16 protein-coding genes and 1 tRNA gene are annotated in these 15,737 nt (G+C 59.2%); 7 read left to right on the top strand and 10 right to left on the bottom strand.

Going from position 1 to position 15,737, the window contains the following annotated elements; translation table 11 throughout:
* Window positions 1-19 precede the first annotated feature (19 nt).
* The 3 genes from BS300_RS12675 to BS300_RS12665 all read right to left on the bottom strand — a co-directional run bounded on the left by BS300_RS12675 (window position 20) and on the right by BS300_RS12665 (window position 2,131).
* Window positions 20-571 (bottom strand): hemerythrin domain-containing protein, encoded by a 552-nt coding sequence (locus tag BS300_RS12675; protein WP_071913156.1) that lies wholly within the window; start codon window positions 569-571, stop codon window positions 20-22.
* A 72-nt stretch (window positions 572-643) separates the two neighbouring features.
* Window positions 644-1,321: a uracil-DNA glycosylase gene (gene ung / locus BS300_RS12670; RefSeq protein WP_071913154.1), complete on the bottom strand. Its 678-nt coding sequence runs from the start codon at window positions 1,319-1,321 to the stop codon at window positions 644-646.
* A 69-nt stretch (window positions 1,322-1,390) separates the two neighbouring features.
* Window positions 1,391-2,131 (bottom strand): transporter substrate-binding domain-containing protein, encoded by a 741-nt coding sequence (locus BS300_RS12665; protein WP_071913152.1) that lies wholly within the window; start codon window positions 2,129-2,131, stop codon window positions 1,391-1,393.
* A gap of 379 nt (window positions 2,132-2,510) precedes the next feature.
* Here BS300_RS12665 and grcA point away from each other — a divergent pair, with 379 nt between their 5' ends.
* A complete protein-coding gene (grcA, locus tag BS300_RS12660) occupies window positions 2,511-2,891 on the top strand; it encodes an autonomous glycyl radical cofactor GrcA (protein WP_033115325.1) in 381 nt (126 codons plus the stop codon).
* Between the two features lie 99 nt (window positions 2,892-2,990).
* Here grcA and BS300_RS12655 read toward each other — a convergent pair whose 3' ends face one another.
* The 7 genes from BS300_RS12655 to hemA form a co-directional block, all read right to left on the bottom strand.
* Window positions 2,991-4,271, bottom strand: coding sequence for a dicarboxylate/amino acid:cation symporter (locus BS300_RS12655; protein ID WP_071913150.1), 1,281 nt, complete (start codon window positions 4,269-4,271; stop codon window positions 2,991-2,993).
* A 348-nt stretch (window positions 4,272-4,619) separates the two neighbouring features.
* Complete coding sequence (kdsA, locus tag BS300_RS12650) at window positions 4,620-5,474, bottom strand: 3-deoxy-8-phosphooctulonate synthase (RefSeq protein WP_041210704.1); 855 nt, start codon at window positions 5,472-5,474, stop codon at window positions 4,620-4,622.
* Between the two features lie 11 nt (window positions 5,475-5,485).
* A complete protein-coding gene (locus BS300_RS12645) occupies window positions 5,486-6,286 on the bottom strand; it encodes a tetratricopeptide repeat protein (protein ID WP_033115322.1) in 801 nt (266 codons plus the stop codon).
* A 12-nt stretch (window positions 6,287-6,298) separates the two neighbouring features.
* Window positions 6,299-6,688: a SirB2 family protein gene (locus tag BS300_RS12640; protein WP_071913149.1), complete on the bottom strand. Its 390-nt coding sequence runs from the start codon at window positions 6,686-6,688 to the stop codon at window positions 6,299-6,301.
* A 57-nt stretch (window positions 6,689-6,745) separates the two neighbouring features.
* Window positions 6,746-7,585, bottom strand: coding sequence for a peptide chain release factor N(5)-glutamine methyltransferase (prmC, locus tag BS300_RS12635; RefSeq protein ID WP_071913147.1), 840 nt, complete (start codon window positions 7,583-7,585; stop codon window positions 6,746-6,748).
* Window positions 7,586-7,646: 61 nt separating this feature from the next.
* Window positions 7,647-8,735: a peptide chain release factor 1 gene (gene prfA, locus BS300_RS12630; protein WP_033115320.1), complete on the bottom strand. Its 1,089-nt coding sequence runs from the start codon at window positions 8,733-8,735 to the stop codon at window positions 7,647-7,649.
* Window positions 8,736-8,790: 55 nt separating this feature from the next.
* On the bottom strand, window positions 8,791-10,047 hold the full coding sequence (gene hemA, locus BS300_RS12625; RefSeq protein WP_042030053.1) for a glutamyl-tRNA reductase: 1,257 nt from the start codon (window positions 10,045-10,047) through the stop codon (window positions 8,791-8,793).
* Window positions 10,048-10,173: 126 nt separating this feature from the next.
* Between hemA and lolB the strand changes: the two genes are divergently transcribed.
* The 6 genes from lolB to pth all read left to right on the top strand — a co-directional run bounded on the left by lolB (window position 10,174) and on the right by pth (window position 15,685).
* Window positions 10,174-10,752, top strand: a complete 579-nt coding sequence (lolB, locus tag BS300_RS12620; RefSeq protein ID WP_071913145.1) for a lipoprotein insertase outer membrane protein LolB — start codon at window positions 10,174-10,176, stop codon at window positions 10,750-10,752.
* A complete protein-coding gene (gene ispE / locus BS300_RS12615; protein WP_071913143.1) occupies window positions 10,752-11,600 on the top strand; it encodes a 4-(cytidine 5'-diphospho)-2-C-methyl-D-erythritol kinase in 849 nt (282 codons plus the stop codon). The genes lolB and ispE overlap by 1 nt, the downstream gene beginning before the upstream one ends.
* Window position 11,601: 1 nt before the next feature.
* Window positions 11,602-11,676: transfer RNA gene (locus BS300_RS12610), tRNA-Gln, on the top strand.
* Window positions 11,677-11,863: 187 nt separating this feature from the next.
* A complete protein-coding gene (locus BS300_RS12605) occupies window positions 11,864-12,811 on the top strand; it encodes a ribose-phosphate pyrophosphokinase (protein WP_005343846.1) in 948 nt (315 codons plus the stop codon).
* Between the two features lie 101 nt (window positions 12,812-12,912).
* Window positions 12,913-14,901 (top strand): bifunctional metallophosphatase/5'-nucleotidase, encoded by a 1,989-nt coding sequence (locus BS300_RS12600; RefSeq protein WP_071913140.1) that lies wholly within the window; start codon window positions 12,913-12,915, stop codon window positions 14,899-14,901.
* Between the two features lie 193 nt (window positions 14,902-15,094).
* The gene (gene pth, locus BS300_RS12595; protein ID WP_033115315.1) at window positions 15,095-15,685 is read left to right on the top strand and encodes an aminoacyl-tRNA hydrolase; all 591 of its coding nucleotides are present in this window, start codon (window positions 15,095-15,097) and stop codon (window positions 15,683-15,685) included.
* The last annotated feature ends 52 nt before the right edge of the window (window positions 15,686-15,737 follow it).

The raw sequence follows: 15,737 nt of genomic DNA, 5'->3' as shown, positions 1-15,737 counted from the left end.
CTGGCCGCAAGAGTTTCTGTCAGTGAGTGGTAAGCGGCAGAGAGAGGCGTTTGGCCAGTGCCTGGAAGCTCTGGCTCACTTCGGCCCCGAACAGGGGGTCACCGATGGCACGGTTTTGCCAGTTTTGCTCCAGATGACGCCAGTCATCCTCGGTCAGAGAATCGCGCAGATGGGGGAAGATGATTCCCTCCTCGTAATTCATGTGCGCCTCCTGCAGCTCAACAAAACGCTCCAGCTTGGCGGTGAACTGGTCGAGCGGGATCACTGCATCCATCAGGATCATCTCCACCATCTCCTTGAGCTCACCACCCGCCTCCAGCAGCTTGACGTGCTCCTCCTGCAACCGGTTGGCAACCTCCCCCTCCACCACCCGGTATTTCAGGTAGTAGTCATAGATAAGATCTTCCTTGGGATGGTGGTACTTGTCAGAGACCTCCCGCAGATAGTCGATGACGTCGCGCACCAGAAAATAGCTGATGGGCTGCTCGGCGTGAATGGCTGCCAGCTTCTGCTTGAGCAGCTCCAGCAGTCGGGCGATGTTGAGGTGATCCTTGTGCAGACTCGATAACATGGGCACTCCTTGGCGCTGAAATAAGATGTTATTTTCCTGAGTATACGGTCATTTGTCGCCCGAACTTTGCACTCAATCAAGTGGGCGGCAGACAGATTGCCACTCAATGGGACTCTTGCCCTGCTGCTCCAGCAGCTGGTTGGTTTGCGAAAAATGACCGCAACCGATGAAACCGCGATGGGCGGAGAGGGGGCTGGGATGGGGGGCCGTCAGCACATGATGGCGCTGCCGGTCGATAAAACGCCCCTTCTTCTGGGCATGGGAACCCCACAACAGGAACACCACCCCGTTGCAGCTGGCATTGATCTGCTCGATAACCCTGTCGGTAAAGGTCTCCCAACCCAGATGGGCATGAGAGTGAGCCTGACCGGCCTGCACCGTCAGCACGGTATTGAGCAACAATACCCCCTGCTTGGCCCAGGATTCGAGGAAACCGTGGTTGGGTGTGACGAAACCTGACAGGTCTCGCTGCATCTCTTTATAGATGTTGACCAGAGAGGGGGGCGTGCGCACGCCGGGCAGAACGGAGAAGCAGAGACCATGCGCCTGGTTGGGGCCGTGGTAGGGATCCTGCCCCAGGATGACGACCTTGATCTGATCCAGCTCGGTCAGTTTGAAGGCATTGAACACATCGGCTGCAGGGGGATAGATTACCTTGCCCGCTTCCCGCTCTGCCCTGACAGTCGCCAGCGTACTCTTGAAATAGTCCTGCTCTTTTTCAGAGCCAATCACATCACTCCAGGTCAGCACCCCGAACTCCTCACTTGATACGGCGAAGGAGTCAGGATAGGGGGGCAGCCCGCAAGACGCAACCGTGACTCACACTTTCCAGAGCCTGGCGAGCCGCCCGGAGCGCTCCAGTTTGTGCAGACCCGCATTAAACAGCAGCATCAGACGACGCGCATCGGGATCCGCCTTGCGCATCAGCAGATAACCGGGTTGAGACCAGATAGGGTCGGGCGAGCTGGTCAACGACAGCGCCCCGGGATGGCGGGATTGCATCTGCAGAAAGAGAGCCTTGGCCACCTGTTCATCCATCACCAGATAGCGAATACGGCCGGCGACGAGCTTCTCAAGGCTCTCCTGATCAGAATCCGACCACTCAAGAGCCAGTTCGGATTGACGAGCGGCAAAACCATCTCCGTAAAAATAGCCGCGGGTCACCCCCACCGGCTCGTGGTTGATCTCCCCGAGATTGACGACTGGCGAACCGGACAAGGTAAAAAGACGGGTCGTGAACTGGCCGAGCGATGCGGAGAGATAGAAGCTCTGTTCACGTTCGCGGGAACGAAACCAGGGCATGGTCACAACATAATCCCCGGCAAGAGTGAGCTTGTAGGCTTCAGCCCAGGGGTAAAAGTGAAAGCTGACATCAAGCCCCTCGGCGGCAAAGGCTTCGCGCACCACCTGACAGAGGAACCCCTGCTCGGGCAGAGACTCGCTGATATAGGGCGGCCACTCGCCCACGGCGATCCGGACTGTTTCGGCCCGCCCCATTCCAGCCATAACCAGGCAGCAGGCCACTATCAGCCAGCGCCATTTTTGCCACCCACTCTTCACCCGTGACTCTCCTCTTTATTTTCCATCAAGTGTAGTTCTCTCGAGTCACCCTTCCCTGATACGCACCACAAACGCCATAAGGTGTAGTTAAATTACTAGATTTAAAAGATAAAAGATGCATAATTTGGATATCTTACAAAATCAGAAAAATGACCTATTTTTGATTCAACTCAATAATTTAATCCCATTGAAATGGCGATTTGTTGATTTTTATTGATCTGGATCAATTTTGGTAATATTACCACCGTGGTATATATGACCCCAACAAAGTAAAGGTGTAAGGCAAGGGCCCTTTAAGTCGTCGATATCCTCGGTAGCTTAAATACATCAGGGTAATTTCCTTACAGTTGGATTCGCGTTCCCATTGAGGAGTCATACCATGATCAAAGGCATTCAAATCACCCAGGCCGCCAACACCGCTCTGCTGAACTCTTTCTGGCTGCTGGACGAAGAGAAGCAACAGGCTCGCTGCATCTGTGTCAAAGGCGACGCCTTTGCTGCCGATCAGGAAGTTCAACTGGCTGATCTGGGTCAGTTCGAATACCGCGAGCTGCCTGTTCAAGCTGAACCTGCCGTTGAAGGTGGCCAGCACCTGAACGTCAACGTGCTGCGTCGTGAAACTCTGGAAGATGCCATCGCCAACCCGGAGAAGTACCCGCAGCTGACCATCCGCGTTTCCGGCTATGCAGTGCGCTTCAACGCCCTGACCCCGGAACAGCAGCGTGACGTTGTTACCCGTACCTTCACCCAGAGCCTGTAATTCCCGCTCTGTCATGAAGTGATGACATCTATGGATGTCACTAAAAAACGGCCCGAGGGCCGTTTTTTTATTGCGTTGCATTCAGCCTGACAGGATCCGTTACACCTTTTCGGTTTCCAGAATCCCGCCCTTGCGGCCCAGCACGCCCTCCATTTTCTTCACATCCAGCTGCTTGCAATATTTTGCCACCACCACGGTCGCAACCCCGTTGCCAATCAGGTTGGTCAGCGCCCGCGCTTCCGACATGAAGCGGTCAATCCCCAGGATCAGCGCCAGACCGGCCAGTGGCAGGTGGCCAACTGCGGAGATAGTCGCCGCCAGCACAATGAAGCCGCTCCCGGTGACCCCGGCCGCCCCTTTCGAGGAGATAAGCAGCACCACCAGCAGCGTGATCTGATGGAACAGATCGAGCGGGGTGTTGGTCGCCTGAGCGATGAAGATGGCAGCCATGGTCAGATAGATGGAGGTGCCATCCAGGTTGAAGGAGTAACCGGTCGGAATAACCAGCCCTACTACCGATTTCTGGCAACCCAGTTTCTCCATCTTGTCCAGCATGCGCGGCAGAGCAGACTCGGAGGAGGAGGTGCCCAGCACGATAAGCAGCTCCTCGCGGATGTAAGAGATGAAGCGCAGGATGCTGAAACCGGAAACTCTGGCGATGCTGCCCAGCACGATAAAGATGAAGAAGAGACAGGTGATATAGAAGCAGGCGATAAGCTGGCCCAGTTGCACCAGAGAACCCACCCCGTATTTGCCGATGGTAAACGCCATGGCACCGAATGCCCCTACCGGCGCCAGCTTCATGATCATGTTGATGATGCCGAAGATGACGGTGGAGAAGCTCTCGATGACCCCGAAAATAATTTTCCCCTTCTCGCCGATATGGTGCAGGGAGAAGCCAAACAGCACGGCAAAGAGCAGCACCTGCAGGATGTTGCCGCTGGCAAAGGCACCGATCACGCTACCCGGAATGATGTCGAGCAGGAATGGAATGATCCCCTGTGACTTGGCCTGCTCGGCATAGACGGCGATGGCGCTGGCATCCAGTGCGGCAGGATCAACGTTCATGCCGGCCCCCGGCTGCAGCAGGTTCACCACGCACAACCCGATGATCAGGGCGATGGTGCTGACCACCTCGAAATAGACGAGGGCGATGGCACCGGTCTTGCCAACGGCCTTCATGCTCTCCATACCGGCAATCCCTGTTACCACGGTACAGAAGATGACGGGCGCGATAATCATCTTGATCAGTTTGACGAAACCATCGCCAAGGGGTTTCATGTCGGCCCCCAATTGGGGATAGAGGTGGCCAAGACATACCCCGAGGGTTATGGCGAGCAGTACCTGAAAATAGAGGCTGCCCATAATCTTTTTACTCATGCTGCTTCATCCCTTCCGTTGTCGGTGTGTTGTTCTGTTTTATTGGTATGCAGCCCCGATGCATCAGGCAAAAGCAACCCGCAGGAGACGTAACGAATCCTGGATCGGCTGATGCCGCGCTCTGGTGACTGTAACGCCATCATCTCATGTTAAAAAATGGAGTTAAGCGACACCGATCACGCAACATTAGTAACCATTTATAAATATTTATTCACTGATTATTAATTGATGGGTGGTACGCAATGAGGGGGAAGCAGTCTGACATGAGGGGAAAACAGAGGGGATTGAATCAATGACAAGGCCCCGCATGCGGGGCCTTGTCAGTCTTAACCAGCGTTATGGAACCAATCAGACAGAGGTATCGAGCGGCTCGAAGCCCTTGACCAGATCGTCGATCGCTTTCATCTGCTTGAGGAAGCCTTCCAGCTTGTCGAGCGGCAGCGCGCTCGGGCCATCGCAGCGGGCAATTTTCGGATCCGGGTGGGATTCGATAAAGAGACCGGCCAGACCAACCGCCATACCGGCACGCGCCAGCTCGGTGACCTGCTCGCGGCGACCGCCGGACGCTGCCCCCAGCGGGTCGCGGCACTGCAGGGAGTGAGTCACGTCGAAGATAACCGGATAGCCACCGGTGCTCTTCTTCATCACGCCCAGACCCAGCATGTCTACCACCAGGTTGTCATAACCGAAGTTGACGCCGCGCTCGCACAGGATCAGGCGATCGTTGCCGCACTCCTCGAACTTGTCGGTGATGTTCTTCATCTGGCTTGGGCTGAGGAACTGCGGCTTCTTGATGTTGATGACGTTGCCGGTACGGGCCATCGCCTCTACCAGATCGGTCTGGCGCGCCAGGAAGGCGGGCAGCTGGATAACGTCAACCACCTCGGCCACTGGCTTGGCCTGATGGGGCTCGTGCAGATCGGAGATCACCGGCATGCCGAAGGTCGCCTTCAGCTCCTGGAAAATCTTCATCCCCTCTTCCAGACCCGGGCCACGATAGGAGTGGATAGAGGAGCGGTTTGCCTTGTCCCAGCTCGCCTTGAAGACAAACGGGATGCCCAGCTTGCTGGTCACTTCCACGTACTTCTCGCACACCGCCATCGCCATGTCGCGAGACTCCAGCACATTCATGCCGCCAAACAGCACGAACGGTTTGTCATTGGCAACGTTGATCTCGTTGATCTTGATATTCTTCTGTTCCATCTAAGACATCCTTAATGGAGGGGCTTGGGGGTCAAATCCAGCGCAGCCAGCTGCACTTTCAGCACGTCGGCTACCGGATCGTCCGGGCATTGTTCAATAAAGTATTCAAAGTCGTCGGCAGCCTGACGGGGACAATCGAGCTGCTCGTAAATAAAGCCGCGATCCCGCGTCTCCAGCGGATCGCCCGGCTTCATCCGCAGCAACAACTCGCTGCAGCGCAGCGCCTCGGACATGCGGTCTTCCCGCAGCAGGGCGCCCTTGCTGACATTGAGCAGCCGCTCGATGATCTCCCACTGGCCAGAGGGCTGCAGGTAGTCCGGGGTCAGGGTGGCCAGATCGCCGAGCGCACCGCGCAGCAGCAGTTCGATACGGGCCAGGCTCAGCTCATCGCCGGTGAAGGGATCGACATAAACCTCCCCCTCGCCGCCGGCAAAGCTCACCAGGAAGTGGCCCGGGAAGCAGATCCCCTCTACATCGAGCCCGAGCTTGCGTCCCAGCTGGATGATGAGGATACCGAGACTGACCGGGATCCCCTTGCGCTGCAGCAACACCTGATTGATGTCGCAATTGTCAGCCGAGAAGTAATCCTGCCAGTCGCCGTAAAACCCGAGGCTCTGATAGAAACCGCGCAGCAGTTGCTGGCGCACCTCGTCGCAGGTTCCCTCTTCGATCTGCTCATCCAGCCACTCGTCCAGCAGCTGCAGTTCGCGGATCCCCTGCTCGGCCGAACCATAGATTTCGTCGCTGACCGCCAGGGCCAGCTCGGTCAGCTCATGGGCTTCAAAATCGGTCCATTCGTCTATACGTAACATGCTCTTCATGCCTTAACCGAACAAACTCGCCTGTTTGAGCACTGCCAACTTGGCAATAAAGTAGATCCAGCCGAGCGCCCCCAGAAAAGAGCACCAGCGCACCAGATTGCTTTTGGCCAGCCGCAGCGCCATCGCCGCCAGAAAGACCAATACCAGGATCCCCGTCAGCTTCTCGCTGAGCCAGGGAATGCCGTTATTGAGCGGGTTGAGACCCAGCACCACGCAAAGCAGTATGCCGGAGAGCACCACCAGTCCGTTGAGCAGACCGCTGCTTTTCAGCACGGGTGCGCTGAATGCCCGGCCAGAACCGGCCTGAACCCAGTAAAAACGCAGCATAAACATCAGCACGGCACCGCCAATCAGGGTGAGATGCAGATGCTTGAGCACAAGATAGCTATTCAATATCAATCCTCGATGCAGAGGCCGCGCCCCTGCCCGTCAAACCGGTAGTTAAGAGATTCAGCAGGCCGGGCACATGCCCAGAGTGACCCGCTCGTTCTCCCCGTAATCGCGCACCGTGGTTACGCTGCGATAGCCGAGATCCTGCAACAGCTGGCGCACCGCCATCCCCTGATCCCAGCCATGTTCCAGCAGCAGCCACCCTTCGCTGTGCAGATGGGCCGAGGCATGGGTCGCGATATGGCGGATATCCGCCAGCCCCGCTTCGTCCGCCACCAGCGCCGAGCGCGGTTCAAAGCGTACATCACCCTGTTCGAGATGGGGATCGGCGCCATCAATATAGGGGGGATTGGAGACAATCACCGCAAAGCGGGGTGCCTGCTCATCGAGCGGGGCAAACCAGCTGCCGTCACGCACCTCGATGGGCAACCCCAGCGCCGCGCTGTTCTCACGCGCCAGTGCGGCAGCGTCCGCCATGCGATCCACCGCCCAGACATCGAGCTCGGGTCGCTCGGACTTGATGGCCAGCGCGATGGCGCCGGTGCCGGTACCGAGATCCAGCACGGCGCAGGGCCCTTGCGGGATCTTCGCCAGCGCCTGCTCCACCAGCACCTCGGTATCGGGGCGCGGGATCAGGGTCGCCGGGCTCACTTTCAACGGCAGCGACCAGAACTCCCGCTCGCCAACGAGATGGGCGATGGGCTCGCCGTTGAGACGACGGACAAGCCACGTCTGCAGGGTGGCCTGCTGGGCGGCATCCAGCTCACGCTCTGGCCAGGTCATCAGATAGCTGCGCCGGCAGTCAAGCAGATGACAGAGCAGCACATCGGCATCGGCGCGAGGAGACTCCCCCTCAGCCAGTACGGTCATGATATGGGCACGAGCCTGCTGGATCTGCATCAGTGCCGTCCCACCTTAATCAGGCTGTTCTGAATGCGAGCTTGCCGGTTCCGCATTTGCATCAATTGCTCTCGGCCAGCGAGGCGAGCTGGTCGGCCTGATACTCCTGCACCAGCGGCGTGATAACGCAGTCCAGATCCCCTTCCAAAATTTCGGAAAGACGGTACAGGGTCAGGTTGATACGGTGCTCGGAGAGACGGCCCTGCGGATAGTTGTAGGTCCGGATGCGCTCGGAACGATCACCGGAGCCCACCAGATTGCGGCGGGTGCTCTGCTCGGCGGCGCGATGGCGCTCATCCTCAGCCGCCTGCAGGCGGGCAGAGAGTACCGACATTGCCTTGGCGCGGTTCTTGTGCTGGGAACGTTCGTCCTGACACTCCACCACCAGCCCGGTCGGCAGGTGGGTGATGCGAATGGCCGAGTCGGTCTTGTTGACGTGCTGACCACCGGCACCGGAGGCGCGGAAGGTGTCGATCTTCAGATCGGAGGGGTTGATCTCGATCTGCTCGGCTTCCGGCACTTCCGGCAGTACCGCGACGGTACAGGCGGAGGTGTGCACCCGACCCTGAGATTCGGTCTCCGGCACCCGCTGTACCCGGTGACCACCGGATTCAAACTTGAGACGGCCATAGACACGCTCGCCGTCAATCTTGGCGATGACCTCCTTGTAACCGCCATATTCCCCGTCGTTGCAGCTGACGATGGAGACGCGCCAGCCCTGACGCTCGGCAAAGCGGGAGTACATGCGGAACAGGTCGCCCGCGAAGATGGCCGCTTCATCACCGCCGGCCCCGGCCCGGATCTCCAGATAGCAGTTGTTGTCATCCTTGGGATCCTTGGGCAGCAGCATCACTTGCAGCTCCTGCTCCAGCGCCTCCAGATTGGCCTTGGCGAGCGGCAGCTCCTCCTGCGCCATCTCGCGCAGGTCGGCATCATCCTCTTCCAGCATCATCTGGGTCGTCTCCAGATCATCCTGCGCCTGACGGAAACGCTGGAAGGCGTGAACGATATCTTCCAGCTGGGCATATTCACGGGTCAGGGCGCGATAGCGCTCCTGATCCGAGACCACGTCGGGCTCGCCGAGCATGGCCTGAACTTCTTCGTGGCGCTCGATGAGGCCTTCCAGCTTTCTGATCAGTGACGGATTCATAACTCTTGCAATCTCAAATGGAGGACGGGACCACCAGCATGGTAACCCCGAAAAATTACTCTTGTGACAACCCCAGTGCCTGCCGCAGACGGGACAGCGCACTCTCGTCGCCCTGGGAGGCCGCCTGGCGCAGGGCCTGGGTCGGCGCATGGATCAACTTGTTGGTGAGGCGATGGGCCATCGCCTTGAGCGCCTGCTCGGCACTCTCGCCCTGGGCCAGTGCCAACAGGGCGCGTTGCAACTCTTCGTCAGCGACCTGCTGAGACTGCTGGCGGTAGTCGCGAATGAGATCAACCGAGCTCTGGCCGCGATACCAGCCCATGAACTCGTCGCGCTCCTCCTGCACGATTACCTCGGCTTGTGCCGCGGCCCGTTTGCGGGTCTCCAGGTTCTGCTCGATGATCCCCTGCAGGTCATCCACCGTGTAGAGATAGGCGTCGGAGAGCTCATCCACTTCCGCCTCGATGTCGCGCGGTACGGCGATATCGACCAGAAACATCGGCTTGAAGCGGCGGGCCTTGAGGGCACGCTCCACCATCCCCTTGCCGATGATGGGCAGCGGGCTCGCGGTCGAGCTGATGACGATATCCGCCTCGTGCAGATAATCGGGGATCTCTTCGAGCGTCATCACCTGGGCGCCAAATTCGGCAGCCAGGGTCTGGGCCCGTTGCAGAGTCCGGTTGGCCACCATCATCTGGGTCACGTTCTGTTCGCGCAGATGGCGGGCCACCAGCTCGATGGTTTCGCCGGCACCGACCAGCAATACCTTGGTCTGGGAGAGATCGGCAAAGATGCGGCGGCCAAGGCTGACGGCCGCAAAAGCCACCGACACGGCGCTCGCGCCAATCTCGGTATCGGTACGCACCCGTTTGGCCACCGAGAAGGATTTCTGGAACAGCCGCTCCAACGCCCCCTTCACCGACTCCGCCTGCTGGGCATGGGCGTAGGATTGCTTGATCTGGCCGAGGATCTGCGGCTCTCCCAGCACCAGCGAGTCGAGCCCGCACGCCACCCGCATCAGGTGGCGCACCGCCTCTTCGTCATGGTGCTGGTAGATGGCGCTGACCAGTTCGGCCGCATCCAGCCCGTGGAACTGCTGCAGCCAGCGCAGCACCTCGCCCTGCTGTTCACCGGCCAGATTGCAGTAAAGCTCGGTCCGGTTGCAGGTGGAGACGATCACCGCCTCGTTGATGCCGGGTTGGTTCACCAGCTCACGCAAGGCGCGATCGATGCAGTCCGGGCCAAAGGCGACCCGCTCCCGCAAGGCGACACTGGCGGTGTTGTGGTTGATTCCGAGGGCAAGCAAACTCATGAGTGGGCGACGATCATTTCATACGCTGGGTGCAAAGGCTGCCAATTGTACGAGAAAGGGTAAGTCTTTAAAAGCAATACGGCCGCCCCGTATACTGTGGCAAATTCCTCTCTCTGGAGCCTTCTCTTGCTGCTACGTATTTTTACCCTCGCCTGCCTGCTGATCCTTGGCGGTTGTGCCACCACCCAGCCCCAGCGGGCCCAGGTCAACTGGGATCAGGAGCGAACCCGCCTCGAACAGCTCACCCAGTGGGAGCTTTCCGGCAAGATGGCCATCATCACCCCCCAGCAAAAGGGCAGCGCCCGCCTCAACTGGCAGCAGGATGGCGATGATTATCGGCTCAACCTCACCAGCCTGATCGGCACCAGCATTCTCGAGCTCTCCCGCAGCAAGGGCGAAATCACCCTGATCGACAGCGAGGGCAAGCGTCACCAGAGCCAGGATGCCGAAGGGCTTATCTATCAGCTCACCGGCTGGAACATTCCGGTCGCCGGTCTGCCGGAGTGGATCAAGGGGCTGCCGGGCGAGGCCGACTTCGAGCTCAACCCCGACAGCAGTCTGGCCCGCGTCCGCGATGGCCAGTGGCAGATCGTCTATGGCGACTATCGGGATCAGGATGGCTACCGCCTGCCCCACCAGCTGACCATGACCGGTCAGGGCAGCCGCCTCAAGCTTCAGATCAACCAATGGACTCTTGCACGCTAATGGCTTCCACACGCTGGCCGGCACCGGCCAAACTCAACCTGTTCCTGCACGTCAATGGCCGTCGTCCGGATGGCTACCACGAGCTGCAGACCCTGTTCATCTTCCTCAACCACGGTGACTGGCTCGAATTCGAGGTGATTCCAGATAGCGACACCCTCACCCTGACGCCGGCCATTCCTGGCGTACCGGATGAACAGAACCTCATTATCCGTGCTGCCCGCCTGCTGCAGGCAAAGCTGCCGAGCCCGCAGGGAGCCCATATCCGGCTGGAGAAGGTGCTGCCCATGGGTGGTGGTATCGGCGGTGGCTCATCCGATGCGGCAACCACGTTAGTGGCGCTTAACCACCTCTGGCAGGCAGGTCTTGATGAAGATGAACTGGCAGCGCTTGGCGTGCAGCTGGGGGCCGATGTGCCGGTCTTTGTCCGTGGCCGGGCGGCCTTTGCCGAGGGGGTGGGCGAGCGGCTGCAACCGGTCGAATTGCCCGAGTCATGGTATCTGGTGCTCAAGCCGGATTGCCATGTGGCAACCGCTGTCGTGTTCCAGGATCCGGACCTGCCCAGAGCCACTCCGAAGATGGCTTTGCACAACCTGATGGAGGGGGAGTGGAAAAACGATTGCGAAGCACTCGTGAAAAAGCGCCACCCCGAGGTTGCCAATGCGCTCGGCTGGTTGCTAGAATACGCGCCGTCAAGAATGACGGGCACAGGAGCCTGCGTCTTTGCTAAGTTTGAAGACGAAGTGACTGCTCGGGAAGTGTTGGCCAGAGTGCCGAAGGGGCTGGATGGGTTTATCGCCAAGGGCGAGAACATATCACCACTCCTCGCCACTTTGCAACAATTCAAATGATTGGGGTATCGCCAAGCGGTAAGGCAGCGGGTTTTGATCTCGCCATCCCTAGGTTCGAATCCTAGTACCCCAGCCAATTTGATCTGATGGCAGTGACGCAGGCGATGTCGTGCTCGCCCACGTCGCAGGGCTCACCCCCCTTTCTGCCATCCCGATGCGGCTAATCCCTTGCTCGTTGTCTGGCTAAATCGTTTGCCCCAAAACGATAAGGGTCTGATTTCAGACTCCCCCACATACTGGATGCAACCCCGAGGTTTCAAACCGTGCCTGACATGAAGCTGTTTGCTGGTAACGCAACGCCGGAACTAGCCCAGAAGATCGCAGATCGCCTGTTTATCAAACTCGGCAATGCTGCCGTAGGTCGCTTTAGCGACGGCGAGATCAGCGTACAGATCAACGAGAATGTACGTGGTGGCGATATCTTCATCATTCAATCCACCTGTGCCCCGACCAACGACAATTTGATGGAATTGATCGTCATGGTGGATGCACTGCGTCGTGCTTCAGCTGGCCGTATCACTGCCGTAATCCCCTATTTTGGTTATGCCCGTCAGGACCGTCGCGTCCGTTCCGCCCGTGTGCCCATCACCGCCAAGGTTGTCGCTGACTTCCTCTCCAGCGTGGGTGTGGATCGCGTGCTGACCGTTGACCTGCATGCCGAGCAAATCCAGGGCTTCTTCGACGTTCCGGTAGACAACGTATTCGGTAGCCCGGTGCTGCTCGAAGACATGAAGTCCAAGAACCTCGAGTCCCCTGTCGTCGTATCGCCGGACATCGGCGGCGTAGTGCGCGCCCGCGCCATCGCCAAGCTGCTGGACGATACCGACATCGCCATCATCGACAAGCGTCGTCCTCGCCCGAACGTCTCCCAGGTCATGCACCTGATCGGTGACGTTGCCGGCCGCGACTGCATCATCGTTGACGACATGATCGATACCGGCGGCACTCTGTGTAAAGCAGCAGAAGCCCTGAAAGAGCGCGGTGCCAAGCGTGTATTCGCCTACGCTACCCACCCGGTCTTCTCCGGTTCTGCCGTCGAGAACATCAAGAACTCCGTGATCGACGAACTGATCATCACTGACTCCATCCCGCTCACCGCGGAGATGAAGGCAGTTGGCAAAGTCAAACAGCTGACCCTCTCGACTGTTCTGGCCGAAGCCATTCGTCGCATCAGCAACGAAGAGTCCATCTCTGCCATGTTTGAGCATTGATAGATTCAGCAATAACGAAAACCGCCATCAGGCGGTTTTCGTCTTTCTAGACCCCGGCTATATGTACGACCCTGCCTGTGGCAGGTGTTAAGGATTTACCCATGAATGGCTTGCGCCCCCTCCTGCTTGCGACCCTGACCTCCGCCCTCTTCGCCTGTCAGCCTGCCAAAGAAAATCAGCCCTTCGTGCTGACGCTGGCTCACATGAACGATACCCACTCCCAGTTTGACCCGGTCAACGCCGAGCTGAAGGGGCATATCTTTGCCCAGGAGGGAGAGACAGATACCCTCTACACCCGTTTTGGCGGCTACCCGCGGCTGCTGACCATGGCCAAGGCCTATCAGGCCGATGCACTGGCCCAGAACCACGCCATGCTGCTGCTGCACGGCGGCGATGCCTGGCAGGGCAGCGGCTACTTCAAGCTCAACGAGGGGATGGCCAACGCCGAGCTGCTCAACCAGTTCGGCCTCGATGCCATGGCCCTTGGCAACCACGAATTCGATCTCGACAACCAGAAGCTGGCCCGCTTCATCAAGGGGGTCAACTTCCCGGTGCTGGCCGCCAATCTCGATACCAAGGCCGATCCCGCCCTCAGCAAGGTGGCCAATCTCAAGCCTTTCACTGTCTACGCCTTTGACGGCAACCAGAAGAGCCCGGTCACCGACATCAACAACCTGCCGCAAGGCAAACAGCTGGTCGCTGTCATCGGTCTGGTGCTGGAAGATATGGGCAACATTGCGCCCAACGTCGGCAAGCTGCGCTTTGCCAAAGAGGTTGAATCTGCCCAGGCCACGGTGGATATGCTGCAAGCCAAGGGGATCCACCAGATCGTGGCGCTCACCCACATCGGCAACGAGCGGGATCTGGCGCTGGCCGCCAAGGTAAACGGCATTGATGCCATCGTCGGCGGTCACTCCCACAGCCTGCTCGGCGATTTTCGCAATATCGGCTGGGGCAACACCGGCGAATACGCCAAGCTGGTGACCAACCCGGACGGCATCGGCAAGACCTGCGTGGTGCAGGCTGGCTCCTACGCCCAGGCCATTGGTCTGGCTCAGGTGAGCTTTGATGGTCAGGGTCATGTGACCGACTGTCAGGGCCACAACAGCCTGCTGGCCAGCCGCGACTTTTTCGCCGATGCGGCGCGCAAGCAGCCCCTCGACGAAAACCGTAGCAAGGAGGCGAGCCAGTTCGTCGATAACCAGCCCAATCTGGTCACCGTGGATGAAGATCCCCGCCTGCGCGGCATCATCGACAGCCACTACAAACCGGCGCTGGAGAAAGCTTATGGCCCGGTGATCGGCACTATCCCCGAGCAGCTGCAAAATGCCCGTCGCCCCGGCGACAACGGCAGCGACAGCCACGGCTCAGATGTTGCACCGCTGGTTGCCGAAGGGGAGTTCTACTGGGCCAATACCCCGGCCGTTCAGGCCCTGACCGGTGGTCCGGTCGACTTCGCACTGGTAGCGGTAGGTGGCGTGCGCGCCGAGCTGCCGGCCGGCGAGTGGCGCGAGGGGGACAGCTCCCTCACCCTTCTGCCGTTCAAAAATCAGCTCGCGGTGCTGACCCTGACCGGCGCCGAGGTGCGTGCCCTGCTGACCGAAACCATCACCGCCACGCTGCCCGCCAGCGCCCATGCCGGCAAGTTCCCCTATGGTGGCCACCTGCGCTACACCTTCCAGGAGACCAGCGCAGGCAAAGCGGGCACACTGACCCGGTTGCAGCACAAGACGGCGAGCGGCGAGTGGCAGGATCTGGTGGATAGCCAGCGCTATCGCGTGGTGATGAACGCCTACAGCGCCAACGGCAACGACGGCTGGCAGGCGCTGGCCAATGCCCAGCGTCAGAAGAGTGAGCGGGTCGACATCGCCAGCGTAAAGGGCAAGCTGACCGCCTTCCCGGTGCTCAAAGTGGCACAAAATGGCGAGCTGCTCGGCGCCGTCTACGCCCCGGGCAAATCCCTCGACTGCAAGGCCGCCGGGGTCGATTGCGGTACCGATGCCGCCTCCTTCGTCGAGTATGTGCGCGATGCCCGCCCCACCCTGACCGCGCTGGATGAGGAAACTGTCACCCTGCTGCGCGCCAAATAACCGGGTCATCAGCAAATCGACAGAGAACGGGCCTCTCGCAAGAGGCCCGTTTGTCATCCATTGGCCGCCAAAATCGCTCAAATCCCGCCATAACATGCACATTGGTTGAGTGATCGCCACTCGGCGGCTAGAATATTGCGTCCTATTGCCCTGGGTAGTGTGCCCACGGCAGCTGCGAGTGAAGACATCAAGCGTGACAAGCCAAATCAAACTGATCGTCGGACTGGGCAATCCCGGCCCGGAATATGCCAAAACCCGCCACAATGCGGGCGCCTGGTATGTGGAGCAACTGGCCCGCTGGCACAATGTCAGCCTGCGCGAAGAGCCCAAGTTCTTCGGCCACACTGCCCGCATTCTGGTTGATGGGCAGGATGTGCGACTGCTCATCCCGAACACCTACATGAACCTCTCCGGCAAGGCGGTCGCCGCTCTGGCGCGTTTTTATCAGATTGAGCCGGAAGCGATTCTGGTGGCCCATGATGAACTGGATCTGCCCCCGGGCATCGCCAAGTTCAAGCAGGGTGGTGGTCACGGCGGCCATAACGGCCTCAAGGACATCATCGCCAAGATGGGCAACAACAATAACTTCTTCCGGCTGCGCCTCGGGATCGGCCATCCCGGAGCCAAGGAGCTGGTCGCCGGCTTCGTGCTGACCAAGGCGCCCAGCAGTGAACAGAACCTGATCGATGCCGCACTGGACGAGTCCCTGCGTGCTACCGACATTCTGTTCAAACAAGATATGACCAAGGCCATGAACCGGCTGCACAGCTTCAAGGCCGAATAAAGCATGACACGGGCCGCCTGAGGGCGAGCCTCACAGCATCCATCAAGTAAGG

Source organism: Aeromonas sp. SCS5, from assembly GCF_001887375.1.
In the GTDB taxonomy this organism is placed as follows: Bacteria; Pseudomonadota; Gammaproteobacteria; order Enterobacterales; family Aeromonadaceae; genus Aeromonas; species Aeromonas jandaei.
This window is presented reverse-complemented; position numbering and strand designations above follow the sequence as displayed.

What these genes read in the sequence shown, in the direction of transcription:
- BS300_RS12675 (WP_071913156.1), bottom strand. Translation starts at nt 571, where the DNA reads ATGTTATCGAGTCTGCACAAGGATCACCTCAACATCGCCCGACTGCTG.
- grcA (WP_033115325.1), top strand. Translation starts at nt 2,511, where the DNA reads ATGATCAAAGGCATTCAAATCACCCAGGCCGCCAACACCGCTCTGCTG.
- BS300_RS12655 (WP_071913150.1), bottom strand. Translation starts at nt 4,271, where the DNA reads ATGAGTAAAAAGATTATGGGCAGCCTCTATTTTCAGGTACTGCTCGCC.
- kdsA (WP_041210704.1), bottom strand. Translation starts at nt 5,474, where the DNA reads ATGGAACAGAAGAATATCAAGATCAACGAGATCAACGTTGCCAATGAC.
- BS300_RS12645 (WP_033115322.1), bottom strand. Translation starts at nt 6,286, where the DNA reads ATGTTACGTATAGACGAATGGACCGATTTTGAAGCCCATGAGCTGACC.
- prmC (WP_071913147.1), bottom strand. Translation starts at nt 7,585, where the DNA reads ATGCAGATCCAGCAGGCTCGTGCCCATATCATGACCGTACTGGCTGAG.
- prfA (WP_033115320.1), bottom strand. Translation starts at nt 8,735, where the DNA reads ATGAATCCGTCACTGATCAGAAAGCTGGAAGGCCTCATCGAGCGCCAC.
- hemA (WP_042030053.1), bottom strand. Translation starts at nt 10,047, where the DNA reads ATGAGTTTGCTTGCCCTCGGAATCAACCACAACACCGCCAGTGTCGCC.
- ispE (WP_071913143.1), top strand. Translation starts at nt 10,752, where the DNA reads ATGGCTTCCACACGCTGGCCGGCACCGGCCAAACTCAACCTGTTCCTG.
- BS300_RS12600 (WP_071913140.1), top strand. Translation starts at nt 12,913, where the DNA reads ATGAATGGCTTGCGCCCCCTCCTGCTTGCGACCCTGACCTCCGCCCTC.